Source organism: Calidifontibacter indicus (assembly GCF_003386865.1).
GTDB classification, from domain to species: Bacteria; Actinomycetota; Actinomycetes; order Actinomycetales; family Dermatophilaceae; genus Yimella; species Yimella indica.
The window spans coordinates 2,942,227-2,967,059 of record NZ_QTUA01000001.1 but is presented as its reverse complement, the minus strand read 5'-3'; the positions used below and the strand labels follow the sequence as shown (position 1 = coordinate 2,967,059).

At 69.4% G+C, this 24,833-nt stretch carries 23 protein-coding genes; 20 read left to right on the top strand and 3 right to left on the bottom strand.

From position 1 onward, the window contains the following. Positions 1-19: 19 nt before the first annotated feature. On the bottom strand, positions 20-2,212 hold the full coding sequence (gene glgX / locus DFJ65_RS14075; protein WP_115923554.1) for a glycogen debranching protein GlgX: 2,193 nt from the start codon (positions 2,210-2,212) through the stop codon (positions 20-22). A 34-nt stretch (positions 2,213-2,246) separates the two neighbouring features. Between glgX and DFJ65_RS14070 the strand changes: the two genes are divergently transcribed. From DFJ65_RS14070 to DFJ65_RS14045, 6 genes are all read left to right on the top strand, one after another. Beyond that, positions 2,247-2,822 carry a hypothetical protein gene (locus DFJ65_RS14070; RefSeq protein WP_115923553.1) on the top strand — a complete coding sequence of 192 codons (576 nt, stop codon included), beginning with the start codon at positions 2,247-2,249 and terminating at the stop codon, positions 2,820-2,822. Beyond that, positions 2,822-3,610, top strand: coding sequence for an enoyl-CoA hydratase/isomerase family protein (locus DFJ65_RS14065; RefSeq protein WP_115923552.1), 789 nt, complete (start codon positions 2,822-2,824; stop codon positions 3,608-3,610). The genes DFJ65_RS14070 and DFJ65_RS14065 overlap by 1 nt, the downstream gene beginning before the upstream one ends. 137 nt (positions 3,611-3,747) lie before the next feature. After that, positions 3,748-4,281, top strand: coding sequence for a hypothetical protein (locus DFJ65_RS14060; RefSeq protein WP_115923551.1), 534 nt, complete (start codon positions 3,748-3,750; stop codon positions 4,279-4,281). Between the two features lie 118 nt (positions 4,282-4,399). Next, positions 4,400-5,179, top strand: a complete 780-nt coding sequence (locus DFJ65_RS14055; RefSeq protein WP_115923550.1) for an electron transfer flavoprotein subunit beta/FixA family protein — start codon at positions 4,400-4,402, stop codon at positions 5,177-5,179. A 27-nt stretch (positions 5,180-5,206) separates the two neighbouring features. Beyond that, entirely contained in the window at positions 5,207-6,163 is a 957-nt protein-coding gene (locus tag DFJ65_RS14050) for an electron transfer flavoprotein subunit alpha/FixB family protein (protein ID WP_115923549.1), read from the top strand. An 88-nt stretch (positions 6,164-6,251) separates the two neighbouring features. Further along, positions 6,252-7,514, top strand: coding sequence for an alpha/beta fold hydrolase (locus tag DFJ65_RS14045; protein ID WP_115923548.1), 1,263 nt, complete (start codon positions 6,252-6,254; stop codon positions 7,512-7,514). On the opposite strand, the gene DFJ65_RS14040 is transcribed toward DFJ65_RS14045, so the two are convergent. Beyond that, positions 7,489-8,613 (bottom strand): hypothetical protein, encoded by a 1,125-nt coding sequence (locus DFJ65_RS14040; protein WP_115923547.1) that lies wholly within the window; start codon positions 8,611-8,613, stop codon positions 7,489-7,491. The two genes, DFJ65_RS14045 and DFJ65_RS14040, sit on opposite strands and share 26 nt — an antisense overlap. 97 nt (positions 8,614-8,710) lie before the next feature. Here DFJ65_RS14040 and DFJ65_RS14035 point away from each other — a divergent pair, with 97 nt between their 5' ends. The 8 genes from DFJ65_RS14035 (at position 8,711) to DFJ65_RS14000 (ending at position 17,222) form a co-directional block, all read left to right on the top strand. Further along, on the top strand, positions 8,711-9,919 hold the full coding sequence (locus DFJ65_RS14035) for a cysteine desulfurase family protein (RefSeq protein ID WP_425453031.1): 1,209 nt from the start codon (positions 8,711-8,713) through the stop codon (positions 9,917-9,919). Next, positions 9,919-10,998 carry a tRNA 2-thiouridine(34) synthase MnmA gene (gene mnmA, locus DFJ65_RS14030; RefSeq protein ID WP_115923545.1) on the top strand — a complete coding sequence of 360 codons (1,080 nt, stop codon included), beginning with the start codon at positions 9,919-9,921 and terminating at the stop codon, positions 10,996-10,998. The genes DFJ65_RS14035 and mnmA overlap by 1 nt, the downstream gene beginning before the upstream one ends. 85 nt (positions 10,999-11,083) lie before the next feature. Next, complete coding sequence (locus tag DFJ65_RS14025; RefSeq protein ID WP_147301406.1) at positions 11,084-12,016, top strand: septum formation family protein; 933 nt, start codon at positions 11,084-11,086, stop codon at positions 12,014-12,016. Between the two features lie 99 nt (positions 12,017-12,115). Beyond that, positions 12,116-13,126, top strand: coding sequence for a uroporphyrinogen decarboxylase/cobalamine-independent methonine synthase family protein (locus tag DFJ65_RS14020; protein ID WP_147301405.1), 1,011 nt, complete (start codon positions 12,116-12,118; stop codon positions 13,124-13,126). Positions 13,127-13,132: 6 nt separating this feature from the next. Beyond that, on the top strand, positions 13,133-15,352 hold the full coding sequence (ligA, locus tag DFJ65_RS14015) for an NAD-dependent DNA ligase LigA (RefSeq protein ID WP_115923542.1): 2,220 nt from the start codon (positions 13,133-13,135) through the stop codon (positions 15,350-15,352). Next, the gene (locus tag DFJ65_RS14010) at positions 15,345-15,851 is read left to right on the top strand and encodes a mycothiol transferase (protein ID WP_115923541.1); all 507 of its coding nucleotides are present in this window, start codon (positions 15,345-15,347) and stop codon (positions 15,849-15,851) included. Before ligA ends, DFJ65_RS14010 begins: the two co-directional genes overlap by 8 nt. Before the next feature lie 9 nt (positions 15,852-15,860). Continuing rightward, positions 15,861-16,769: a DUF3626 domain-containing protein gene (locus DFJ65_RS14005; protein ID WP_115923540.1), complete on the top strand. Its 909-nt coding sequence runs from the start codon at positions 15,861-15,863 to the stop codon at positions 16,767-16,769. Between the two features lie 9 nt (positions 16,770-16,778). Next, entirely contained in the window at positions 16,779-17,222 is a 444-nt protein-coding gene (locus DFJ65_RS14000) for an NUDIX hydrolase (RefSeq protein ID WP_115923539.1), read from the top strand. 41 nt (positions 17,223-17,263) lie between these two features. Here the strand turns inward: DFJ65_RS14000 and DFJ65_RS13995 are convergent, their stop codons facing one another. Then, complete coding sequence (locus DFJ65_RS13995; protein WP_115923538.1) at positions 17,264-18,022, bottom strand: hypothetical protein; 759 nt, start codon at positions 18,020-18,022, stop codon at positions 17,264-17,266. A 75-nt stretch (positions 18,023-18,097) separates the two neighbouring features. On the opposite strand from DFJ65_RS13995, the gene DFJ65_RS13990 reads away from it, so the two are divergent. From DFJ65_RS13990 to DFJ65_RS13965, 6 genes are all read left to right on the top strand, one after another. Beyond that, complete coding sequence (locus DFJ65_RS13990) at positions 18,098-19,642, top strand: SDR family NAD(P)-dependent oxidoreductase (RefSeq protein ID WP_245950287.1); 1,545 nt, start codon at positions 18,098-18,100, stop codon at positions 19,640-19,642. Between the two features lie 77 nt (positions 19,643-19,719). Continuing rightward, positions 19,720-20,016 carry an Asp-tRNA(Asn)/Glu-tRNA(Gln) amidotransferase subunit GatC gene (gene gatC / locus DFJ65_RS13985; protein WP_115923537.1) on the top strand — a complete coding sequence of 99 codons (297 nt, stop codon included), beginning with the start codon at positions 19,720-19,722 and terminating at the stop codon, positions 20,014-20,016. A 60-nt stretch (positions 20,017-20,076) separates the two neighbouring features. After that, positions 20,077-21,594: an Asp-tRNA(Asn)/Glu-tRNA(Gln) amidotransferase subunit GatA gene (gene gatA / locus DFJ65_RS13980; RefSeq protein ID WP_115923536.1), complete on the top strand. Its 1,518-nt coding sequence runs from the start codon at positions 20,077-20,079 to the stop codon at positions 21,592-21,594. Beyond that, entirely contained in the window at positions 21,591-23,096 is a 1,506-nt protein-coding gene (gene gatB / locus DFJ65_RS13975) for an Asp-tRNA(Asn)/Glu-tRNA(Gln) amidotransferase subunit GatB (protein WP_115923535.1), read from the top strand. Before gatA ends, gatB begins: the two co-directional genes overlap by 4 nt. 126 nt (positions 23,097-23,222) lie before the next feature. Then, positions 23,223-24,155, top strand: coding sequence for a 2-hydroxyacid dehydrogenase (locus DFJ65_RS13970; RefSeq protein WP_245950285.1), 933 nt, complete (start codon positions 23,223-23,225; stop codon positions 24,153-24,155). Positions 24,156-24,324: 169 nt separating this feature from the next. Beyond that, positions 24,325-24,828 carry a SixA phosphatase family protein gene (locus tag DFJ65_RS13965; protein WP_115923534.1) on the top strand — a complete coding sequence of 168 codons (504 nt, stop codon included), beginning with the start codon at positions 24,325-24,327 and terminating at the stop codon, positions 24,826-24,828. Positions 24,829-24,833: the final 5 nt, after the last annotated feature.

Genomic DNA, 24,833 nt, shown 5'->3' with positions numbered 1-24,833 from the left:
GGACGGACGCCCGGCGCCGTCAGGGTTCCTCGCGCGACGGCGACTTGAACACCGCCATCGACACCGCTCGCATCGCGTACTCCGACCCGGGCTGGACCGTGCTCGACGGCACGTCGGCAGGTTTCTCGACGGCGCTGTCCCACAACAGTTCCCACGAGTAACCGTTCTCGGCCCTCGGGAGCACGACGGGCGCCGGGTTCGCCGAACCGTGCAGCACCACCAGCACCAGGTCGTCGCCGACGTCGGCGCCGTCGAAGATCACCTGCATGGTGCGCACCGAGCCGTCGTTCCACTGGTGCTCGGTCATCAGCTCGCCGTCGATGCCGTGCCAGTGCAAGGCGGCGAGTTCGTCACCCCGGATCGCGTCGCCGGGGAAGAACTCGCGCTGTCGCAGCACCGGGTGGGCGGCCCGCAGCGCCGACAGGAAAGCGGTCGTGTCGATCAGGTCGCGCTGCCAGGGCTGCAGACGCCAGTCGAACCAGCTGATCTCGTTGTCCTGGCAGTAGGCGTTGTTGTTGCCGCCCTGACTGCGGCCGAACTCGTCGCCGCCGAGCAGCATCGGCACACCCGAGCTGAGCAGCAGCGTCGCCAGCAGGTTGCGGACGGCGCGGCGCCGCAGCGCCTCGAGGTCGTCGCCGGCCGCGGAGTGCCCTTCGACGCCGAAGTTCCACGACAGGTTGTTGTCGGAGCCGTCGCGGTTTCCTTCGCCGTTGGTGCCGTTGTGTTTGCGGTCGTAGGCGGTGAGGTCGGCCAGCGGGAAGCCGTCGTGCGCGGTGACGTAGTTGACGGACGCCATCGGGCAGCGGCTGCCGAAGACGTCGCGCGACCCGCTGATGCGGGTGGCGAGCTCAGCCACGCCGTGACCGGGGTGGCCGGCGCTGTCGGCGCCCACGTCGCGCAACCAGAAAGTGCGCGCAGCGTCCCGGAATTTGTCGTTCCAGTCGGCCATCGGCGCGGGGAACTCGCCGGTGTGCCAGCCGTGCGCCCCGATGTCCCACGGCTCGGCGATGAGCTTCACCCCGCTGAGCACCGGGTCGGTGCGCAATGCGAGCAGGAACGGATGATCGGGGTGGAACGCGTCGTCGCGCTCCCGACCGAGGGCCACGGCCAGGTCGAACCGGAAACCGTCCACGTGCATCTCGCTGACCCAGTAGCGCAGCGAGTCGAGCGCCATCCGGTAGGGCGTTTCGTGGGTCATGTCGAGGGTGTTGCCACAGCCGGTGACGTCGACGTCCTGGCCGCGGGCGTCGAGCCGGTAGTACGACGCCTGGTCGAGGCCACGCCACGACAACGTCGCCCCGCTGGCAGCGCCCTGCTCCGCGGTGTGGTTGTAGACGACGTCGAGAATCACCTCGATGCCGGCGCGGTGCAGCAGCTTCACCATGCCCTTGAACTCGTCGATGACACCTTGCGGATCGGACGCCGCGGCATAGCCGGGCTGCGGCGCGAAGAACCCGAGCGTGTTGTAACCCCAGTAGTTAGACAGCCCCAGCTGCACCAGATGCGGCTCGGAGGTCGACGCGTGTACCGGAAGCAGCTCGATCGCCGTCACGCCGAGCCGCTGCAGGTGCGTGATCGTGGCCGGGTGCGCGACCCCCGCGTAGGTGCCGCGCAGGTGCGGCGGCACGTCCGGATTGGTCATCGTCAGGCCGCGCACATGGGCCTCGTAGATGAGCGTGCGGTCCCACGGCACGTACGGGTGTCGGTCGTCCTCCCAATCGAACCCGTCGTCGATCACGACATTGCGCGGCATCGACGGGGCGCTGTCGCGCGGGTCGCGCACGGTGCCGTCGCCGCCGAACCGTTCATCGACTGTGTGGCCGAAAACCGTTGGTTTCCAGTGCACCTCGCCCTCGATCGAGCGCGCGTACGGGTCCATCAACAGCTTGGCGGGGTTGAACCGCAACCCCTGCTCGGGCGACCACGGGCCGTTCGCCCGATACGCATACCGCTGCCCGGGGCCGACGCCGTCGACGCGTCCGCACCAGGTGCCGCCCCGGTGGCGCACCAGCGGCAGCCGGGTCTCCACGCCGCGGTCGTCGAACAGGCACAACTCGACCGAACTCGCCCGGTCGGAGACGACCGAGAAGACGGCGCCACCGGGCACGAGGGTGACGCCTGGGGCGGCTGGGGCATCGAGCGAGCGCAGCGCGACCGCGTGCGGCCTGGTGGGGGACGGGGTGGTGTCGCCGATCGGCTCGCGGGTGGGCATGGCGCTCAGCCTACGGTCGACTACCGTGGCGGCTATGACTGATCCCACAGCACTCCCGAACTTCCCGACGCCCGGAAACCAGCCGGAGCAGGCCGGACTGAACGGCGACCAGCAGGACCCGGCGGTGGGTGTGCCCACCTTTGCCGGCCCGGACGACGAGTCGCCGGCCCGCGACCGTGTGGTCGAGGCCCTGCGCGGGCTCGGTCTCGAGGCCACCGTCGACGAGGACGGCGACGTGAGCTACCTGGTGCCGGTCACCGAAGAGGCTCCCGAGGGCGCCGTACCGCAGCAGTTGTTCGTCCGCGCCATCGACGGCGAGCCGGCGATGATCCGCGTCTTCGGCCAGTGGCAGATCGGCGACGACGTCCCGGCCGACCTGACCGAGCGTCTGCTGGCTGCCAACGACATCACGCTGAGCCTCAACATCATCAAGGCCGGCATCGCCAACGGCAATCTCGTCGTCACCGGCGAGCACCTCATCATCCCCGAGTCCGACCTGAGCATGCTGCTGCAGTCGACCACCCAGATGGTCGTGCAGGCGGTGCAGATGTGGCACCAGGCCGCCACCACCGACGGACCGCACGCGGCCACCGGGCCCGAGGGCGCCTGATGACGCAGTACGGCGAGTTCGTCAGCACCGAGATCGCCGACGGCATCGCGGTGCTGCGCATCGAGCGGCCCAAGATGAACGCGCTCAACGAAGAGGTGCAGGAAGGCCTGGCCGCGGCGGCGCTCGACCTTTCCCGTGACGACGGGGTGCGCGCGGTTATCGTCTACGGCGGCGAGAAGGTGTTCGCGGCCGGTGCCGACATCAAGGAGATGCGCACCGCCGGTTACGCCGAGATGGTCAAGCGCGCCGGACGGCTGCAGGACTGCTTCGCGGCGGTCGCGGCCATCCCGGTGCCGACCGTTGCGGCCGTGGCCGGTTACGCGCTCGGCGGCGGCTGCGAGCTGTCGATGACCTGCGACTTCCGCGTCGCCGCCAGCGACGCGAAGCTCGGTCAGCCGGAGATCCTGCTCGGGATCATTCCGGGCGCCGGCGGCACGCAGCGCCTGACGCGTCTGGTCGGCCCGGCGAAGGCCAAGGACCTTGTGTTCACCGGTCGGATGATCGACGCTCAGGAGGCGCTTGCGATCGGCCTCGTCGACGAACTGTGCGAGCCGGGGGCGGTGCTGGAAGCGGCCAAGAAGAAGGTCGCCCCGTTCGTCAACGGTCCGCGGCTGGCGCTGCGCGCGGCGAAGGCCTCGATCGACCAGGGTCTGCAGGTCGACCTGGCGACGGCGCTGCGCATCGAGAGCACCCAGTTCGCAGGGCTTTTCGCCACCAAGGACCAGCAGATCGGGATGGATTCGTTCGTCGAGAACGGCCCCGGTAAGGCCCAGTTCAGCGGCGAGTGACGTCGACCGTGGCGCCGTGGTCACCCCACGAGCGCTGCACGGTCACTGCAATGTCACCGAAGGGTGGTGCCGTCTGCGCCGCGAAGGCGCGGTTCGGCACTACCCTTCGTCTTGTTCGGGCCAGAAAGGAACCTGAAGTGACGATCAAGCAATGGAACATCCCCTCGCAGTGGCAGGAGCCCTTCGTTGCGAAGCTGACCGAGCGGGGCGCGACCGGAGCGGTCGTCAACGCGGCGCTCGAGGCGATCGACGACAAGTGCAAGGCGGAGGGCGAGAAGCCGCTGGCGCTGTTCGGTGAGCCGGTGCCCTACGCGGAGAGCGTGATCCTGCCGAACACCAAGGCGGCCGCGCAGTCTCGGGTGCGTGCGATCGCGCTGGCGGTCATCGGTCTCATCGGCATGTTCCTCGCCCTGTGGGGCTGGGCCGAGATGCGGCAGGACACCGACGAGGTGCTCGGCATGGCACCGGCCATCCCGTTCGCGGTGGGTCTGCTGCTGGTGCTCGGCGCGGCCATCGCCGACGCCGTGCTCGGCAACAAGGCCGACGTGATCACGTCGGCTCCGGGCACGGGCCAGAAGGGTATGGCGTTGCTGCTGAACAAGCTGGCGCCGTGGATCATCGTGCTGCTGACCGGTATTGGGATGCTGCTGCTCTACATCCGCAACAACTGAGCCGATAGGCCGACCCCGGGCGTTACTGGCGAGTAACAAAAAGGTACGCTGAACCCAGTCCAAATTTGCGGTCCGCCGCGCCCGGCGGTGGTCGCTCCACAACGACAGAAGGACGCGCATGAACATCGTCGTATGCGTCAAGTACGTGCCGGACGCCCAAGGCGACCGCACGTTCGAGGACGACAACACCACCGACCGCGAGGGTGTCGACGGCCTGCTCTCCGAACTGGATGAGTACGCGGTCGAGCAGGCCCTGCGCATCGTCGAGGCGGGGGAGGGTGAAGTCACCGTGCTCACCGTCGGTCCCGACGCTGCCGCAGACGCGCTGAAGAAGGCCCTGCAGATGGGCGCCGACAAGGGTGTCCACGTCGTCGACGACGCGATCGCCGGCTCCGATGCCGTCGCCACCTCGCTGGTGCTCGCCGAGGCGATCAAGAAGATCGGCACCCCCGACATCGTGATGACCGGTGTCGCCTCGACCGACGGCGTGATGGCCGTCGTGCCGGCGATGCTCGCCGAGCGCCTGGGCCTGCCGCAGGTCACCCAGCTGTCCGAGGTCAAGGTCGAGGGCGGCACCGTCACCGGCCGTCGTGACGGCGACGTCGCCAGCGAGACCCTCGAGGCCTCGCTGCCGGCCCTCATCGGCGTCACCGACCAGACCGACGAGGCGCGCTACCCCTCGTTCAAGGGCATCATGGCCGCCAAGAAGAAGCCGGTCGAGACCTGGTCGCTGGCCGACCTCGGTGTCGACGCCGGGCAGGTGGGCCTGGAGAACTCGTGGACCAAGGTCGTCACGGCCGACAAGCGTCCGCCGCGCGAGCAGGGCACGATCGTCACCGACGAGGGTGACGGCGGCAAGAAGCTCGCCGAGTTCCTGTCCGCTCAGAAGTTCGTCTGATCCGGTTACGAGACAAGGAGATTCGTAATGGCTGAAGTTCTCGTTCTGGTCGACCACACCGACGGCACCGTCAAGAAGACGACCGCCGAACTGCTCACCATCGCCCGCCAGATCGGCACCCCGTCGGCGGTCTTCGTCGGCAAGAACGTCGAGGCCGCGCGTCCGCGCCTCGCGCAGTTCGGTGCCGAGAAGGTCTACGTCATCGACAACGACGACGTGCAGAACTACCTGGTGGCCCCGCTGGCCGAGGCGCTGTACGCCGTCGTCCAGCAGGCTTCGCCGGCTGCCGTGCTGCTGCCGTCGACGCCGCACAACAAGGAAGCCGCTGCGCGCCTGGCGATCAAGGCCGAAGCCGGTCTGATCACCGACGCGTCGGCCGTCGAGGTCGACGGCGACAGCGTCACCGCGACCCAGTCGGTCTTCGCCGGTTCGTACACCACCAAGTCGCAGGTGACCAAGGGCTTCCCGATCATCACCGTGAAGCCGAACGTCCTGCCGCCGACCGCTTCGCAGGCCGGCGCGACCGTCGTCGACGTCGACGTGCAGGTCTCCGACGCCGCCAAGGGCGCCAAGATCACCGACCGTCAGCCGAAGCAGAAGTCGGGTCGCCCCGAGCTCACCGAGGCCGCGATCGTGGTCTCCGGCGGTCGCGGCACCGGCGGCGACTTCGGCCCGGTCGAGGAGTTCGCCGACACCCTCGGTGCCGCTGTCGGTGCGTCGCGCGCCGCGGTCGACGCCGGTTGGTACCCGCACTCCAACCAGGTCGGCCAGACCGGCAAGCAGGTCTCGCCGCAGCTGTACGTCGCGGCGGGCATCTCCGGTGCGATCCAGCACCGCGCCGGCATGCAGACGTCCAAGACGATCGTCGCGATCAACAAGGACGAGGAAGCGCCGATCTTCGAGCTGGTCGACTTCGGTGTCGTCGGCGACCTCTTCGAGGTGCTGCCGCAGGCCACCGAGGCGGTCAAGCAGACGAAGGCCTGATCCCGCTCCGACGCACCAACGCACGACGCCCGTCCCGGTTCACCGGGGCGGGCGTCGCCGCGTCCGGGCGCCGAATACGGTGGGGCACATGGCTGATGTCACTGCTGCTGCCGCACCCGTCGTCGAGCGTCGGGGCGGGCTCGTCCTGACTGGGCATCGCATCATGGTGCCGCTCGACCACGATCACCCGTCCGGGGAGACGATCGAGGTCTACGCCCGCGAGGTCGCGTCGGCCGACGGCGGCGACAAGCCCTACCTGGTGTTCCTGCAGGGCGGCCCGGGCGGGGAGAGCCCGCGTCCGTCGACCGCGCCGATCGGGCCGGGCTGGATCGCGCGTGCGGTGCGTGACTACCGGGTGCTGCTGCTCGACCAAAGGGGCACGGGCCTGTCGACTCCGGTCAGCAGCAGTGACAGTCGCACCGCGCAGGAGTATGCCGAATATCTCGCCAACTTCCGCGCCGATTCGATCGTGCGTGACTGCGAGTTGCTGCGCGAGCACCTCGGCGTCGAGCGGTGGAGCCTGCTGGGGCAGTCCTTCGGTGGCTTCTGCGCGCTCAACTACCTCAGTCGTTTTCCGGACAGCCTCGCCGAAGTGATGTTCACCGGCGGGGTGCCGCCGGTCGGGCTGTCCGTCGACGAGATCTACGCCGCCACCTACGAGCGCACCGCCGAACTGGTCGAGCGGCACTACGCACGTTTTCCCGGTGACCGTGACGCCGTCCGGCGCATCGTCGATCTGTTGGAAGGACCGACCGGAAGGGTCGAGCTCCCGGATCGGACCCCGCTGTCCACCAGGCGTTTTCGGCAACTCGGAGCAGGCCTCGGCATGTCGTACGGCTCGGAGCAGTTGCACTACCTGCTCGAGCGCGACCCGCAGTCGCCGATGTTCGCGGCGGCTGTCGGCGGGCTGCTGCCGTTCCCGGCGTCCACGCCGATCTACACGGTGCTGCACGAGGCGTGTTACGCGGACGGGGGAGTGACCGGCTGGTCCTGCGACCGGGTGATGCCCAGCTCGTTCCGCGACGACCCGACCATGCTCACCGCCGAGCATCCCTTCCCGTGGCTGCTCGATGAGGTGTGGGGGCTGCACAGGCTGAGGAAGGTGGCCGACCTGCTCGCCGCGCGTGACTGGCCGAAGTTGTACGACGCGCAGGTGCTGGCCCGCAACGAGGTGCCGTGCGCCGCAGCCGTCTACTACGACGACCCCTACGTGCTGCGCCAACACTCCATGGCAACCGCCGAACTGCTGGGCGGGATGCGCCCCTGGATCACCAACGAGTTCCTGCACGACGGCCTGCGGGCCGACGCGCGGGTGCTCGACCGGCTCATTTCGTCGGTGCGGGAGCGCTGACCGACGAGCTGGTCGCCGGCGAACTGGTGGCCGGCGAGCTGGTCGCCGGTGAGGACGCGGTCGGTGAGGTGGCGCTGCGGTTGACCGTCCAGGTGGCGACGACCTTCTTGTCGGACGGCTCGGGCAGGTACAGCAGCTTCCAGCCGGCGACCTCCGAACCCTTCGGCGTCCAGAACACCAAGTAGAACCGGCGCGGCTTGCCCGGGTCGACGAGCGTGCTGGTGAGGGTCTCGCCGTCACTGCCCAGCTCGTTGTAACGGCACAGGTTGCCCTTGTCGTCGAGCAACTGGAACTGGTTGCGCTCGACGAAGCCGACCGCACCCTTCGCCGTCACGTCGAGTCCGACGACGACGCCGCTGACGTCGTTGGGTTGGTTCTGTCCGGGCTCCAGCGCGCGGCCCCACGGGGTGCTCGGGGTGACCTCCAACGAGATCGTGTTGTCACCGGTGCTGAACGGCTTGCCGAACGGTTGGTCCTTCGCGCCGTCCAGCTTGATGCCGGAGCGGTTCGCGGAGCAGGTGGTTGTGGCTGCGGCCGTGGACGGGGCCGAACCCTCGCCCGACCAAGCCGCGACCGCCTTCGGGGCACCCGGCTGCGCCAGGTAGTAGACGGTGTAGTTGGACAGGTTGGCTTCGGCGGGCACGACGAACGCCAAAGTGCCTACGGCGGAGTGGGATTCGTCGACCTGTGCGACCTGCAGCCCATCCCGGAGCGGGTTCTTGGCAGGCTGCGGGCAGAGGGCGCCCGAGGGGTCGGCGAGCACGAACGCCTCCGGATGCATCGCGAACACACCGTTGGTGACCACGCGTGCGTTGACCTTGACCTGCGCGATGCGCAGCCCTTCGGCAGGCGCCGGCGCGGAGCTGAGGGTCGGCTCGGACACCTGAGCTGTCAGCGCCGAGGTGCTCTCCACCGGCACCGGTGAGTCGAACGCCGCGGTGTCACCGCCGTACGACGGCGCCTTGCCCGACGAACACGTGACCTCGGGTGCGCGGCTCGTGCTGCTGGTCGACGGTGTCGCCGTGCCGGCCGAGGAGCATCCGACGAGGGTCAGTGCCGCCGCGAGGGGCGCTGCGATCAGGCGAAGCCGTGCGGTCATTCGGGTGTTTCCTCGGGTTCGAGATGGTGGCTGTGCAAAGTCTCCCAAACACCCGGTGCTGTGCGGGCGTCGGGACCACTGGGCAAACAGTCGTAAAATCGAGCGAGTGAGCTCCCACGTCTATGCCGACCACGCCGCGACGACGAATGTTCGTCCCGAGGTGATCGAGGCGATGGCCGAACAACTCGGTGTCGTCGGCAATGCGTCGTCCCTGCACACGGCGGGACGGTCGGCGCGGCGCGTCGTCGAGGAGTCGCGCGAGCAGATCGCCGAGGCGCTCGGCGCCGCGCCGTCGGAGGTCGTCTTCACCAGCGGCGGCACCGAGAGCAACAACATCGCGATCAAGGGTTCGTACCGGTACGCCGTCGGCCATGACGCGAACCGCCGCGGTCTCGTCGTCGGCACCACCGAGCACCACGCCTCGCTCGACCCGGTCGAGTACCTCGTGAAGTCCGAGGGCGCCACGGTGTCCTGGCTCGAGGTCGACGCCGAAGCAGTGCCGAGCGCGCAGGCCCTGCGCGAACTGCTGGCGGACGACGGCGACGGCTACGCGATCGTCACCTCGATGTGGGCCAACAACGAGGTCGGCGCGATCGCGCCGATCGCCGAGATCGCCTCGGTGGCAAGGGAATTCGGTGTCCCGTTCCACACCGACGCGGTGCAGGCCGTGGGCCACGTCCCGGTCGACTTCGCCGCCAGCGGAGCCGACCTGTTGAGCCTGTCCGGCCACAAGTTCGGCGGGCCGCAGGGTGTCGGAGCCCTACTCGCCCGGCGCGACGTCAAGCTCGTCCCGCTCACGCACGGCGGCGGGCAGGAGCGGCAATTGCGGTCGGGCACCCTCGACGTCGCCTCCATCCGCGGACTCGCGGTCGCTCTCACAGCGGCCGTCGCGGAGCTCGACGTGGAGTCGCGCCGCATCGCCGGTCTGCGCGACCGGTTGGTGAAGGGCGCGCTCGACCTCGGTTTCGACATCTCCGTGAGCGGGCCCTACACCGAAGGCGACATCGAGCGCCGACTCGCGGGCAACGTCCACCTGCGGGTGCCCGGGTGTGACGGCGACTCGCTGCTGTACCTGCTCGACGCGGCCGGCATCGAGTGCTCGACCGGGTCGGCCTGCCAGGCCGGGGTGCCGCAGCCGAGCCACGTGCTGCTCGCGATGGGGCTCACCGAGCAGGAGGCGCGCGGCGCGCTCCGGCTCACCTTCGGCCGCACCAGCACCGAGTCGGACGTCGACGCGATTCTCGCCGCATTGCCGGCGGCGATCGAACGCGCCCGGCGGGCGCACCACGCAGGGAGGGGCAACTGATGCGCGTTGTCGCAGCGATGAGTGGCGGCGTCGACTCGGCGGTCAGCGCCGCCCGCATGCTCGACGCCGGCCACGAGGTCGTCGGGGTGCATCTGGCGCTGTCGCAGTCGGCCGCGACCCTGCGTGAGTCGGCCCGGGGGTGCTGCACGATCGAGGACGCCGGCGACGCCCGCCGGGTCGCCGACAAGCTCGGCATCCCCTTCTACGTGTGGGACATGGCGCAGCGGTTCCGGGAGGACGTCGTCGACGACTTCGTCGCCGAGTACCGTGCCGGCCGCACCCCGAACCCGTGTCTGCGGTGCAACGAACGGATCAAGTTCGCGGCCCTGCTCGACAAGGCGCTCGCGCTCGGGTTCGACGCCGTCGCCACCGGCCACTACGCGCAGATCGTCGAGGGTTCGAACGGTCGCGAACTGCATCGCGCGGTCGACATGGCCAAGGACCAGTCGTACGTGCTCGGCGTGCTCGATGCCGACCAGCTCGCCCACTCCTTCTTCCCGCTCGGCGACACGACCAAGCCCGACATCCGCAAGGAAGCCGCCGAGCGCGGCTTCTCGGTCGCCAAGAAGCCGGACAGCCACGACATCTGCTTCATCGCCGACGGTGACACGCAGGGCTGGCTCACCCAGCGCCTCGGCGCCGAGACCGGCCCGATCGTCGACGAGACCGGTGAGGTCGTGGGGGAGCACGAAGGTGCGTTCGCCTACACGATCGGCCAGCGGCGCGGCCTCGGGCTGAAGGTGCCACGTGCCGACGGGGCGCGGCGTTTCGTGATCGACGTGCAGCCGAAGACGAACACGGTGGTGGTGGGCACCGAGGAACTGCTCGGGGTCGACGAGATCCACGGCTCGCACACGCGCTGGCCCGGACCACCGCCGGTGGGCGAGGTGCGGCTCGGTGCCCAGCTGCGGGCGCACGGCGAGGAGTTCCCCGCGACCGTCACCGCCGAGGGCGACGACGTCGTCGTCCGGCTCGACCGGCGCACCCGCGGGGTCGCCCCCGGCCAGTCGGTGGTGCTCTACGAGAGCACCCGGGTGGTCGGTTCGGCGACGATCACGCGCACGGCCAGGGCTCGCTGAGCCCGAACTTTCCGCTGCCGGAACCGGACCGGCGTCGCGCGCGTCGATACGCTTGGCCCGAGCCGTCACCAAGGGAGAGAGCAAGATGATGAAGCGGTCGTTCGCTGCGTTCGCAGCTGTGGGGATGTCGGTCGTGCTGGCGGCCTGTGGGGGCAGCGACGGGCCGACCGTCGAAGCCGGTCAGCCGTCGACGACGCAGAGCTCCACGTCCACCAGCAGCAGCTCGAGCAGCGACACCACGTCGAGCTCCAGCTCGACCAGCAGCGAGACGTCGACCTCGTCGAGCACCAGCTCCACCACGACCACGACTGCGCCGGTCGACTTCGCGGTGGGCGACTGCCTGCGCAACAAGACCTACGAGAAGGTCGCCTGCACCGACAACCACGAGCTGGAGGTCAGCGCTGTGGTGCCCAACACGCAGTACACCGACGACCTGGTGAAGCGCACGGCGCTGCGCAATTACACCTGCCTCAGCGCCGCCGGCACCTACACCGGTGGTCCGGCGTACGGCACGTTGTGGCTGGGCGACGGCATCACGCCGTCGAAGGACCCGAAGTCGAACGAGCGCATCGCCTGCGTCGTGATGCTGTACAAGAACGACGACAGCGGCGTGCAGTCGATCAACTACTCGGCCAAGGACGCCATCAAGAAGGACGGCTTCGACAAGTACCAGTTCTGCACCAGCTCGCTGCCGAGCGGCGACTCGGTCAAGCTGACCCCCTGCAACGGCCCGCACGTCGCGGAGTCGACCGGCGGTTTCATGACCGGCAAGTTCGGTGACCCCTACCCGGGCCTCGCGAAGAACAACGCCGCGATGTACGCAAAGTGCAAGCCGATCAGCCAGAAGTACCTCGGCACCACCACCCGGACCGACATCATCCCGTCGCAGAACAGTTCGCCGGAGTCGGGCTGGAAGCGGGGCGTCCAGATCACGGCCTGCTTCGTGGAGACCAACGGCACGAAGGTCACCAAGTCGATGAAGGGCATCGGCAACAAGCCGCTCTCCTCGGTGCAGTGAGCACCTATCAGTGATCTGAACCGCAGGGATCCGAACGCCAGGGAACCGAACGGCAGTGGCCGGCCCGCACCGGGCCGGCCACTGCCGTAGTGTCTGGCCGTGACCCAACCGACCTTCAGCGCGATCGGCAGCATGCCGGGCACAGATGTGCGTGACACCGTCCGGATGGTGCGGGATCTTGTGGGGGACAAGGGAATACCGTTCCTGCCCGAGCTTCCTGCGCGTGGTCCGGGGGCAGACATGATCGGTCGCGCCGCGTCGCATCTGGTCGGTCTCGGGGTCGACCTGCAGCCTTCGGGGTGGCGGCTGGCCGACAGTTCGGGCCTCGACGCGCGCCGCGGTGCGGCCTACCTGCGACAGGACCTCGACGAGCTGGCGGAGGCGTTCGACGGCTGGAGCGGCCGGCTCAAGGTGCAGTGGTGCGGCCCGTGGACGTTGGCGGCCTCGCTCGCCCTACCGCGCGGAGAACGGGTGCTCACCGACCCGGGGGCCGCGCGCGATCTCGTGCAGTCGGTGGCCGAATCGGTGCGCGAACACCTGCAGCAGGTGGCCCGACTCGTGCCGGACGCCGAACTCGTCCTGCAATGGGATGAACCCTCGTTGCCGGCGGTGCTCGCCGGTGCGCTGCCCACGGCATCGGGCTTTGGACGTGTGCGCCCGGTCGAACAGGGCGTCGTCGTCGACGGTCTGGAGCACGTGCGAGACGCGGTGGCCGAACTGGTGGTGGCGCAGGTGCTGCACTGCTGCGCACCGAACGTGCCGGTGCCGCTGGTGCGGCGGGTCGACGGGCTCGACCTGGCGATCGACATCTCGTTGGTCAAACCCCGGCAATGGGACGGCATCGCCGAACTCGTCGAGTCGGGCCGCACGCTGTGGGCGGGCGCCCTCGCCACCGACGCGGGTGCGGTGCGGCCGGAGAAGGTCGTCGACCCGCTGCTGAGGTCGTGGCGCGAGATCGGGCTCACCGGGGCCGACCTGCACCGCGTGGTGCTGACCCCGGCCTGTGGCCTGGCGGCCGTCGCGCCGACGAGCGTGCCGGGCCACCTGCGCACGCTGGCGCAGGCCACCGAACTGCTCGGCGAAGCGAGCGAGAGCCTGTCGGCGGGCTGAGGCAGGATGGTCGTCGTGCAGAACGAGACGACCGACGTGCCCGAGCAGGCCCGCCACGAGTGGGCCGAACTGGTCGAGCAGATCAACGACCACCAGTTCGCCTACTACGTTCGCAACGCACCCACGGTCAGCGACGCCGACTACGACACCTTGCTGCGCCGACTCGAGGCGCTGGAGCAGGAGCACCCAACGCTGCGGGTGCCCGAGAGCCCGACCCAGCGGGTCGGTGGCACGTTCAGCACCGAGTTCGCCCCGGTCGACCACCTCGAGCGGATGCTGAGCCTCGACAATGTCTTCGACGAGACCGAACTGCGCGAGTGGCTCGCCCGCGCGCAGCGTGAGGCGGGCGGCGACATCCACTTCCTGTGCGAGCTGAAGATCGATGGGCTGGCGATCAACCTGCTCTACGAGGACGGCGCGCTGGTGCGCGCCGCGACGCGCGGTGATGGTTCGACGGGTGAGGACATCACCCTCAACGCGCGCACCATCGAGGGCATCCCGCATCGGCTGAATGCCACCGGCGATGTCGCGGTGCCGAAGGTCGTCGAGATCCGCGGCGAGGTGTTCCTGCCGGTCGAGGCGTTCGAGCAGCTGAACGCCGACTTGGTCGAGCAGGGCAAGCCGCCCTATGCCAACCCGCGCAACACGGCGTCCGGCTCGCTGCGCCAGAAAGACCCGCGGGTCACCGCGTCGCGCCCGCTGCGGATGTTGGTCCACGGCATCGGTCACCGCGAGGGCCTCACCATCGAGCGGCAGAGCCGGGCGTATGAGTTGCTGCGGGCGTGGGGCCTGCCGGTCACCGACACCGCGAAGGTGGTGTCGAGCCCCGACGAGGTGATCGCGTTCGTCGACTACTACGGCGACCACCGCCACGACGTCGAGCACGAACTCGACGGCATCGTGATCAAGATCGACGAGGTGCCCGCGCAGCGTGCCCTCGGCAACACCTCCCGCGCACCGCGCTGGGCGATCGCGTACAAGTACCCGCCGCAGGAGGTCAACACCAAGCTGCTCGACATCCGGGTCAACGTCGGCCGCACCGGCCGCGTCACCCCGTTCGGGGTGATGGAGCCGGTGAAGGTGGCCGGGTCGACCGTCGAGATGGCCACCCTGCACAACGCGTTCGAGGTGAAACGCAAGGGCGTGCTCATCGGCGACACGGTGGTGTTGCGCAAAGCGGGCGACGTCATCCCGGAGATCGTCGGGCCGGTCGCCGAGTTGCGTGACGGCACCGAGCGCGAGTTCGTGATGCCGACCGAATGCCCTTCCTGCGGAACGACATTGGCATACGAGAAGGAGGGCGACAAAGACATACGTTGCCCCAACTCGCGCGCCTGCCCGGCGCAGCTGAGGGAGCGGATGTTCTCGCTCGCGTCGCGGGGAGCGTTCGACATCGAGGCGATGGGTTGGGAGGCCGCGATCGCGCTCACCGACCCCGACTACGGCCGCCCCGACGACGCCGACCCCGAGGTCGACCCACCGCAGCAGCCGGTGCTCGCCAACGAGGCGGGGCTGTTCGACCTGGTGCCCGACGACCTCGCCGAGGTCATGGTGTGGCGCCGACGCAAGAAGGCCGGTGTCGAGCAGCCGCCCAAACGCGAGCCTTTCTTCTTCACCAAGGCCACCGCGGCCAAGCCGGCCGTTCCCCGGGCCACCACCGGCAAACTGATGGACGAGCTGGAGAAGGCCAAACAGCAGCCGCTGTGGCGGGTGCTGGTCGCCCTGTCGATCCGGCACGTCGGCCCGACGGCTGCGCGGGCGCTGGCCACCGAGTTCGGATCGCTCGAGGCGATCCGCGAGGCCGAGGTGGAGCAACTGTCCGCCACCGAGGGTGTCGGTCCGGTGATCGCCGAGGCCGTGCGCGCCTGGTTCGACGGCGACGGCAGCGACTGGCACCGCGAGATCGTCGAGCGGTGGGCGGCCGCGGGCGTGCGGGTGGCCGACGAACGTGACGAGTCGATCGAGCGTACCCTCGAGGGCCTGACCGTGGTGGTCACCGGGTCGCTCGAAGGATTCACCCGCGACGGCGCCAAGGAAGCGATCATCTCCCGCGGCGGCAAGGCGGCCGGGTCGGTCTCGAAGAAGACCGACTACGTCGTGATCGGGGCCAACGCCGGATCGAAGGCGGCCAAGGCCGAGGAACTCGGTGTGCCGATCCTCGACGAGGACGGTTTCAAACAGCTTCTGGAGAACGGTCCTGCGCAGACGGCTGATTTCGATGACTGACAACGCGATCGGCCTGCAGGACGTCCTGTGCCACATCGACCTCGCTCTCGACGGAATGTGCGCCACGCTCGAAGGACTCGGTGACGACTTGGTCAACGTCCGTCCCGACCTGCCCGGGGCCAACTCGCCGTACGTGCTCGTCCGGCACTGCTGCGGCGTGATGGAGCACTGGGGCGCAACGGAACTGGCCGGTCGCACGACCGGTCGCGACCGCGACGCCGAGTTCACGTCGTCCGGCACCGTCGCCGACCTGGTCGCCCTCGTGCGCTCGCAGCGCGCGCAACTGCACAGCGATCTGGCCGCCTTCGACGGTGAAGCCTCCGCGCTCAGAGCAGGGGAGCGCGACGGCTACACCGCACCCGAACGGGCTGCGGTGGCGACGAAGGGCGGCGTTCTGATGCACATCTACGAGGAGCTTGCCCAGCACCGCGGTCACCTCGACATCACCGCCGACCTCCTGCGCCGGATGCCCGCGACCGACTCGCCGACTTCTCTCTAGTCTGCATTCATGCAGAGTCAGTGGGCGCGCGACGCAGTCGCACATGTCGACCCTCGCTGTGCAGGGGAGCCCCTTGCGAGGCATCACCGCATCACCTTCAACTTTCACCCTGATCGCGGGTTCGGCGGAGTCGAGATCCTCGAAGCGATGCTCGCCGACGGCGAGTACCGCTCCCAGTTCGTCACAGGCACGTCCAACGGCGGATTGACCGCACACATCGGGGGCGACCGGTGGCGTTGGGAGCAGTCGCTGTTCGGCGGCGCCTACGACGAAGCACCGGCAGGAGAGCGTCCGAAGTACGGCGCGTTGAACCACCGGTATCGGACGCTCGGCGGTGCGCCACGATTCGGATCGGCCCATCTTCGGTTGAAGGAACACATGCTCGACCGGGCCACCTTCTGCTTCCCGGACTCTGCGCTGTCGCCCGCGAGGTTCGCCACCGCGCGCCGATTCGGACTCTGGGACGCCGTGACCCATCACGAGGAGTCGATGCAGACCGGCGACAACAACCAGGAAGTCCTGTACGACCCGCTGGACGGTTACGTCGAAGCCCAGGTGCACGGGCGAGTGCTGCTCGATCAGGATGTCGAGGCGCTCGTCCTCGACCCCTGCTTCCGAGCAACTCCCGTCGAAAGGCGGGCACAGGCCCTCGGCCTGCCGATCGAGTGGCACGAGGGCCAGGTGCTGCACACCGACGTCCTGCAACACCAGATCGACTATCGCGGCGGCGAGCCGGTCCGCATCGGCCTGCAGATCGCCGAGCGTGATCTGATCGACGCCCGCATCATCGGCGACGCCGTCAGCACGGGTCGCTTCGAGGTGCAGCCCATGAAGCAGTTGTGGCACCTGACCGCGCAGTGGGGTTCGCCGGCCGGGAGCGCCGACCAGATCCGCAGGCGTGTCGGCGACGTCTGGTAGACCGGCGCCATGCACTTCACCGAGTACGACACCCGGCTCGCCGCGTACGCCGCGGTCGTCGACGACAACGACCGGATCCTGCTGAGCTATTCGAACGGGGAAGGCCGGTTCACGCCGTCCTGGACGATGCCGGGCGGCGGGGTGGAGTTCGACGAGAACATCCCGTCGGCGATCGTGCGGGAGGTCTACGAGGAGACCGGGTTCGCGGTCGAGCTGGGGGAGTTGCTGCTGGTCGACACCTGGTTCCGCGAGGAGGGTGAGCGAGGGCGACCCTTCAAGGCCGTGCGCGTCGTGCACCACGCCCGCATCACCGGCGGCGGCCTCGGCACCGTCGAAGAGGGTGGCAGCACCGACGAAGCCCGGTGGTTCCCGATCGCCGACGTCGCGGGTTTGGAACGGACGGCGCTGGTCGACGTCGTGATCGCCGCGCTACGGGGCGGCCGGCCCGACTGAGACAGCCGCGCCGGCCACCCGCGAAGCATTGGCGCGCCGACTCAGGTGATCGTCACGTGACCGCGGCCGTCCTGTTGACGTGCGGCGACGATGCTGTCGCGACCGGCTTGGCGCTGACCGAGGATCACCGCGAGTTCGTCGGTGCCGACGATGGTCAGCGGCACGATGTCGACCGGACCGGCGGACGTCGTCACCTGCGCCGCGCGTCCGGCAACAGGCATCCCGATGAGCGCGCCCGCGGTGCCCCGCTCGGTGAGCAGCGCGGGTGGGATGTCGGTGCCCTCCAGCGGCAACTCCATCGACGCCACGCCGTACTGCCGCAGGTGGCCACTGATGCCCTGCATTGCGGCGACGTTCTGCGCGAAGTTCTCGATCGCGGCGAACATCCAGCTGCCCCGCAGCGCTTCGAAATCGGCGCCGACCAGCGCGGGCGACTCGATGTAGACCTCGCAGCCGAAGCCCGGGCCGGGGGAGTCGGCGGACGCGTCGGCGAGACCGTCGGACGCGATGATCACGGTGTTCGGGGTGCGCACCACGCGGTAGGCCTGGCGGGTGTTCGGCCAGGCCGGCGCACCCTGGAACATCGGGTTGATCAGGTAGGTGATGACGTCGGGGTCGACCGTGCCGAGCTGCGCCCAGTAGGCGTCGATCTCCCGATGACCGGCGGCCGGCTCACTGTCCCCTCGGCGCTCCTCACCGCCGCCGTGACCGGTGGTCGGCGGCGGAAACGACTGCGCCTCCTGCGCGTTCGTGGGCGCCGCGTCCTGCTGGTCCTTCTTCTTCCGGCCGAACAAACCCATGAAAATCCTCCTGATGTCCCTGCTGCGACCCCAGCCTAGGTCGGCCATGTCGGCGCACGGGCCTACGCTGCGGTGGTGATTTCTCCTGGCGATGACGAGGGCTCGGGCGCCGCTGGTTCCCCGGGGATCGAGCCGGACGACCTCGCCGCCGCCCTGCGCGTGCTCGAACAGTTGCCCGACCTGCCGGCGGGGCACCCCGACATCGAGACCGTCAAGCGTGCCTCGCAGCGCATGTTCAACCGGGTGCGCAAAGCCCGTCGGGCGGCGGCACGCCAGGAGCGGGAGGCACCGCTGCGGGCCGCCGACGACGAAGTGCTCGCCGCGACCGCGACCGGTTCGCCGATGCGTATCGACGACGAGACGAACGGCATCCTGTTGCAGGCGCACGATCCGGGAAGCGTTGCGGGACAACTGAATTTCCCGCGCGGCTGCTACATCTGCCACGCGAAGTACACCCAGGTCGACGCGTTCTACCACTGGCTGTGTCCCGACTGCGCGGCCACATCGCATGCCAAGCGCGACCTGCACACCGACCTGCGCGGCAAGCGCGCCCTGCTCACCGGCGGGCGGGCCAAGATCGGCATGTACATCGCGCTGATGCTGCTGCGCGACGGCGCAGAACTGACGATCACGACCCGGTTCCCGAAGGACGCCGTCCGCCGATTTCGGTCGATGCCCGACGCAGACGACTGGATCGACCGACTCACGATCGTCGGCATCGACCTGCGTGACCCGGCGCAGGTCGCCGCGCTGGCGCAGGAGGTCGCCGACGCCGGGCCGCTCGACATCCTGATCAACAACGCCGCCCAGACCGTGCGCCGCAGCCCCGGCGCCTATTCGCATCTGGTCAACGCCGAAGCTCTTGCGTTGCAAAGCGATTCGCCGTTGCCGAAGCTGATCACCTTCGACCGCACCAGCCAGGCGCACCCCGCGCAACTGGTCGGCTCGTTGGTCACCGACGCGGTCGCCCACCACGGCGACAACGACACGCACGACAGCCACCACGAGGCGGCGGCGCTCGCCGCGGCGCAGTCGGAGCGGGTGCTGCGGGCCGGCAGCGCCAGTCTCGAGGCCTACCTGGCCGGCACCGCCGTCGACGCCGGGGGACTGCTGCCCGACCTGGCCACCAGCAACTCGTGGACGAACACCGTCGACCAGGTCGACCCCTTGGAGTTGCTCGAGGTGCAGCTGTGCAATTCGGTCGCTCCGTTCATCCTGGTGAGCAGGTTGCGCCCGGCGATGAGAGCCGCGGTCGAGGCCGGGGCCCGGCGCGCGTACGTCGTCAACGTGTCGGCGATGGAGGGCCAGTTCGGCCGCCGGTACAAGGGCGCCGGTCACCCGCACACCAACATGGCCAAGGCCGCGCTCAACATGTTGACCCGCACCAGCGCCCAGGAGATGTTCGAGACCGATCGCATCCTGATGACGGCCGTCGACATCGGCTGGATCACCGACGAGCGGCCGCACGACCAGAAGCTGCGCATCGCCGGCGAGGGATGGCACGCCCCGCTCGATCTCGTCGACGGGGCCGCCCGCGTCTACGACCCGATCGTGCAGGGCGAGCAGGGCACCGACCTCTACGGCGTGTTCCTGAAGGACTTCGAGCCGCACCCCTGGTGACCTTCGCTGCGCGAGCGCCCGCCGCGGACCGGAAGCACCCACCGGGGCACTGTCGGCCGCGCCCTAGACTGACCCGCATGTCTTCGCTGTCCCGCGACGAGGTCGCGCACGTCGCCATGCTTGCCCGCATCCAGTTGTCCGACGCCGAGCTGGACAAGCTCGCCGGCCAACTCGACCAGATCGTCGGGTTCGTCGGCCAGGTGAACGACATCGCGGCCGACGACATCCCGCCGATGTCGCACCCGCTGCCGCTCACCAACGTCGCCCGGCCCGACGAGGTGCGTCCGAGCCTCACCCAGCAGGAGGCGCTGTCCGGCGCCCCCGCGTCCGACCTCGGCCGCTTCGAGGTGCCGCGCATCCTCGACGAGGACTGAGCCTGCGCTCCGTTCCGCCCCAGCCAACGACCTGCCCAGACCGTCACGATTGGTTCTGACTTGACCGACATCATCACCTCGACCGCGGCCGAACTGGCCGATGCGCTCGCCCGCAAGGAGCTCAGCGCCGTCGAAGTCACCCAGGCCCACCTCGACCGCATCGCCGCCGTCGACGGCGACGTCCACGCCTTCCTGCACGTCGACGCCGAAGGCGCGCTCGCGGCCGCCCGCGCCATCGACGAGCGCCGCGCCGGTGGCGCCGAACTGCCGACCCTCGCCGGTGTGCCGATCGCCGTCAAGGACGTCGTCGTCACCAAGGGGCAGCCGACCACGGCCGGCTCGAAGATCCTCGAGGGCTGGATCCCGCCGTACGACGCGACCCTGGTGTCGCGGCTGCGCGAGGTCGGCATGCCGATCCTCGGCAAGACCAACATGGACGAGTTCGCAATGGGTTCCTCCACCGAACACTCCGCCTACGGCCCGACCCGCAACCCGTGGGACCTCGACCGCATCCCCGGCGGTTCGGGTGGTGGCTCGGCCGCGGCTGTCGCCGCGTTCGAGGCACCGCTGGCGATCGGCACCGACACCGGCGGCTCGATCCGCCAGCCGGCCGCCGTCACCGGCACGGTCGGCACCAAGCCGACGTACGGCGGGGTGTCGCGCTACGGACTCATCGCCCTCGCCAGCTCGCTCGACCAGGCCGGCCCGTGCACTCGGTCGGTGCTCGACGCCGCTCTGCTGCACGAGGTCATCGGCGGTCACGACCCGCTGGACTCCACCTCGATCGACGCCCCGGTGCCGCCGGTCGTCGAGGCCGCCCGCCGCGGCGAGGTGAAGGGTCTGCGCATCGGCGTCGTCAAGGAGATCTCCGGCGAAGGCTTCGCCCCGCAGGTGAAGGCCCGCTTCGAGGAATCGCTGCAACTGCTGAAGGACGCAGGCGCCGAGATCGTCGAGGTGTCGTGCCCGTCGTTCGTGCAGGGCCTGGCCGCCTACTACCTGATCCTGCCGAGCGAGGCGAGCTCGAACCTCGCAAGGTTCGACGCGATGCGTTACGGCCTGCGGGTCGGCCCGCAGGGGGTCGACGCGCCGTCGGCCGAGCAGGTGATGGCCGCGACCCGCGACGCCGGCTTCGGCGACGAGGTGAAGCGCCGCATCATCCTCGGCACCTACGCGCTCAGCTCCGGCTACTACGACGCCTACTACGGGCAGGCGCAGAAGGTGCGCACGCTCATCGCGCGCGACTTCGCCGCCGCGTTCGAGAAGGCCGACGTGCTGGTCACCCCGACCGCGCCGACCGTCGCGTTCAAGCTGGGCGAGAAGCTCGACGACCCGATGGCGATGTACCTCAACGACGTCGCGACCATCCCGGCCAACCTCGCCGGTGTGCCCGGCCTGTCGTTGCCGAACGGCATCGCCGAAGACGGTCTGCCCTCCGGATTCCAGATCCTCGCACCGGCCATCAAGGACGAGCGGCTCTACGAAGTGGGCTCGGCGCTGGAGCGAATGTTGTTGTCGCAGTGGGGAGCTCCCATCCTGAGCAACGCCCCGCAGCTCGGTACGAAGGAGGGTGCGCGATGAGCGCTCACGTTGACGAAGTCGTCGACTACGACGAGGCGATCGCCGCCTACGACCCGGTGATCGGTCTGGAGGTGCACGTCGAGCTCAACACCAAGACCAAGATGTTCTGCGGCTGCGCCACCGAGTTCGGTGCCGAGCCCAACACGCAGGTCTGCCCGGTCTGCCTCGGCATGCCCGGCGCGCTGCCGGTGGTCAATGCCAAGGCCGTCGAGTCGGCGATCCGCATCGGTCTCGCGCTCAACTGCGAGATCGCGCAGTGGTGCCGGTTCGCCCGGAAGAACTACTTCTACCCGGACATGCCGAAGAACTTCCAGACCAGCCAGTACGACGAGCCGATCGCGTTCAACGGATACCTCGACGTCGAGTTGGAGGACGGCACGGTCTACCGCGTCGACATCGAGCGCGCCCACATGGAGGAGGACACCGGCAAGGCCACCCACGTCGGTGGCGCAACCGGCCGTATCCAGGGCGCGGAGTACTCCCTCATCGACTACAACCGGGCCGGCATTGCGCTGATCGAGATCGTCACCAAGCCGCTCACCGGTGCCGGCGAGCGGGCGCCGGAGATCGCGAAGGCCTACGTCTCGACGTTGCGCGACCTGATCAAGGCGCTCGACGTCAGCGACGTGCGGATGGAGCAGGGCTCGATGCGCTGCGACGCGAACGTCTCGCTGATGAAGAAGGACGCCGACAAGTTCGGCACCCGCACCGAGACCAAGAACGTCAACTCGCTGCGGTCGGTCGAGCGCGCCGTGCGCTACGAGATCAGCCGGCACGCGGCCGTGCTGAACTCCGGTGGCAGCATCCGGCAGGAGACCCGGCACTGGCACGAGGACACCGGCGTCACGACGTCCGGTCGGCCGAAGTCGGACGCCGACGACTACCGCTACTTCCCCGAGCCCGACCTGGTGCCGGTCGCGCCGAGCCGCGAGACGGTGGAGGAACTGCGCGGCACGCTGCCCGAGCCGCCGGCACAGCGCCGCAAGCGGCTGCAGGGGGAGTGGGGCTACTCCGACCTGGAGATGCGCGACGTCATCAACGCCGGTGCGGTCGAACTCATCGAGGAGACCGTTGCCGCCGGTGCCAGCCCTGCCGCTGCTCGCAAGTGGTGGACCGGTGAGCTGGCTCGCCGTGCCAACTCCGAGGGCAAGGGCGTCGAGGACTTCGGCGTCACGCCCGCCCACATCGCCGAACTCGACGGCCTGGTGAAGGCCGGCCGGCTGAACGACTCGATGGCGCGGCAGGTGCTCGACGGTGTGATCGCCGGCGAAGGCACGCCCACCGAGGTCGCCGACGCCCGCGGGCTCGAACTCATGCAGGACGACGGCGCCCTCGAAGCCGCGGTCGACAAGGTGATCGACGCCAACCCGGACGTCGCGCAGAAGGTACGCGACGGCAAGGTGCAGGCCGCCGGCGCCCTCATCGGTCAGGTCATGAAGGAGATGAAGGGTCAGGCCGACGCCGCCAAGGCGCGCGAGCTGATCATCGCCAAGCTCTCCTGAGCCCTGGCCTCGGGCCGAGGCCGTTCGAAGCACCGAGGGAACTCCCGAACCGGAGTTCCCTCGGTGCTTTCGTGCCTTTGGTGGCCGCGAGGGGCGCGGTCGGAGGTCTGAGTAAGGTCGGGCACTGTGACGCCGACAATCGTGAGCCTTCCGCAGCAGGATTGGGTCGACGAGTTGACCGGACTGCCCGACGTCGAACTCGTCGTCTGGGACATGAAGGACGCACCGCCGCGCGACGACATCGAGCTCGTCGTGCCGCCGTACATGAGCAGCCCGAAGCGCCTGACGCGGCTCAGCGAGTTGCCGGGGCTCAAGGCCGTGCAGTTGGCGACCGCCGGCTTCGAGCACGCGCTGCAGTACCTGCCGAAGGGGGTCTCGCTCGCCAACGGACGCGGCATCCACGACACCTCGACCGCGGAACTGGCGATCGGGCTGGCGATCGCGGCGCAGCGCGCCATCCCCGAGTCGGTGCGTGCGCAGGCGGACGGTGAGTGGTTGCAGATCGCGGGTCGCCCCTCGCTGGCCGACCGCAAGGCCCTCATCGTCGGCTACGGATCGATCGGCCGAGCGATCGTGCAGCGGCTGCAGATGCTCGAGGTGGAGTGCACGGTCGTGGCCTCCCGCGCCCGGGCCGGCGACGACCTCGTCGACAGCGTGCACGGCATCGACGAACTGCCGGGGCTGCTGCCGACCGCCGAGGTGGTGTTCCTGATCCTGCCGCTCACCGACGACACCAGGCACCTCGTCGACGAGAAGTTCCTCGCCGCGCTGCCCGACGACGCCCTCGTCGTCAATGTCGCCCGCGGCGGCATCATCGACACCGACGCGCTCGTGCGCGCCTGCGCGAGCGGACGCGTCCGCGCCGCACTCGATGTCACCGACCCCGAGCCGCTCCCGCCGGACCACCCGTTGTGGACGACGTCCGGCGTGCTCATCACCCCGCACGTCGGCGGGGCGACCACCGCGTTCACGCCGCGACTGATCAAGTTGCTGCGCCAAGAGATCCCGCACTTCGTCGAGACCGGCGAGCTGACCAACACCGTCGCCACCGGGGGCTGAGCGGCGGCGCAGTTGGCTGCGTTCCGGATAGTTGGTGGCGAGTCGTGGAGCTCTACCTCCACCACTCGCCACCAACCACACCGATCGCAGCCAACTCCAGCGGGAGTCGAGGACGGTCGGCTCGAGACCCGTCGCCGTGCCGAGCGAGGTTCGATGGAATGCTGACCCCATGACCGCGCAGCGCACGCTCATCCTGATCCGGCACGCCAAGGCAGAACCGCACGGTTCGCGCCCCGACCACGAGCGCGAACTGGCCGAGCGCGGCGTCCGCGACGCCCGCGAGATCGGACGGCGCCTGAAGGCCGACGGACTGCGCGCCGACTTCGTGTGGTGCTCCACCGCGGCCCGCACCCGGGAGACCTGGGCCGCCATCGTCGAGGGTTCGGGCGACGGCGCCCTCGTCGACCACGACCGACGCATCTACGACGCGTCACCGCGCACGCTGCTCGAGGTGCTGCGCGAGACCGACGCCAACATCGGCACCGTCGTGCTCGTCGGCCATGCCCCCGGCGTTCCGGCACTCGCCGCAGCTCTCACCGAAGGCAACGCCACCACCGACTTCGCCGACCACTTCGTGACCAGCGGGGTTGCCGTGCTCGGCGTCGACGTCGAGTGGGCCGACCTCGCGCCGGGCACCGCCGACCTCGTCGCGGCATTCGTCGGACGCGGGTGACGGCT

Coding starts and splice junctions, on each gene's coding strand:
- DFJ65_RS13965 (WP_115923534.1), top strand. CDS start 24,325: ATGACCGCGCAGCGCACGCTCATCCTGATCCGGCACGCCAAGGCAGAA.
- DFJ65_RS14065 (WP_115923552.1), top strand. CDS start 2,822: ATGACGCAGTACGGCGAGTTCGTCAGCACCGAGATCGCCGACGGCATC.
- ligA (WP_115923542.1), top strand. CDS start 13,133: ATGGTCGTCGTGCAGAACGAGACGACCGACGTGCCCGAGCAGGCCCGC.
- DFJ65_RS14045 (WP_115923548.1), top strand. CDS start 6,252: ATGGCTGATGTCACTGCTGCTGCCGCACCCGTCGTCGAGCGTCGGGGC.
- gatB (WP_115923535.1), top strand. CDS start 21,591: ATGAGCGCTCACGTTGACGAAGTCGTCGACTACGACGAGGCGATCGCC.
- gatC (WP_115923537.1), top strand. CDS start 19,720: ATGTCTTCGCTGTCCCGCGACGAGGTCGCGCACGTCGCCATGCTTGCC.
- DFJ65_RS14010 (WP_115923541.1), top strand. CDS start 15,345: ATGACTGACAACGCGATCGGCCTGCAGGACGTCCTGTGCCACATCGAC.
- DFJ65_RS14000 (WP_115923539.1), top strand. CDS start 16,779: ATGCACTTCACCGAGTACGACACCCGGCTCGCCGCGTACGCCGCGGTC.
- glgX (WP_115923554.1), bottom strand. CDS start 2,212: ATGCCCACCCGCGAGCCGATCGGCGACACCACCCCGTCCCCCACCAGG.
- DFJ65_RS14005 (WP_115923540.1), top strand. CDS start 15,861: ATGCAGAGTCAGTGGGCGCGCGACGCAGTCGCACATGTCGACCCTCGC.
- DFJ65_RS14025 (WP_147301406.1), top strand. CDS start 11,084: ATGATGAAGCGGTCGTTCGCTGCGTTCGCAGCTGTGGGGATGTCGGTC.
- DFJ65_RS14055 (WP_115923550.1), top strand. CDS start 4,400: ATGAACATCGTCGTATGCGTCAAGTACGTGCCGGACGCCCAAGGCGAC.
- DFJ65_RS14040 (WP_115923547.1), bottom strand. CDS start 8,613: ATGACCGCACGGCTTCGCCTGATCGCAGCGCCCCTCGCGGCGGCACTG.
- DFJ65_RS14050 (WP_115923549.1), top strand. CDS start 5,207: ATGGCTGAAGTTCTCGTTCTGGTCGACCACACCGACGGCACCGTCAAG.
- DFJ65_RS13995 (WP_115923538.1), bottom strand. CDS start 18,022: ATGGGTTTGTTCGGCCGGAAGAAGAAGGACCAGCAGGACGCGGCGCCC.
- mnmA (WP_115923545.1), top strand. CDS start 9,919: ATGCGCGTTGTCGCAGCGATGAGTGGCGGCGTCGACTCGGCGGTCAGC.
- DFJ65_RS14070 (WP_115923553.1), top strand. CDS start 2,247: ATGACTGATCCCACAGCACTCCCGAACTTCCCGACGCCCGGAAACCAG.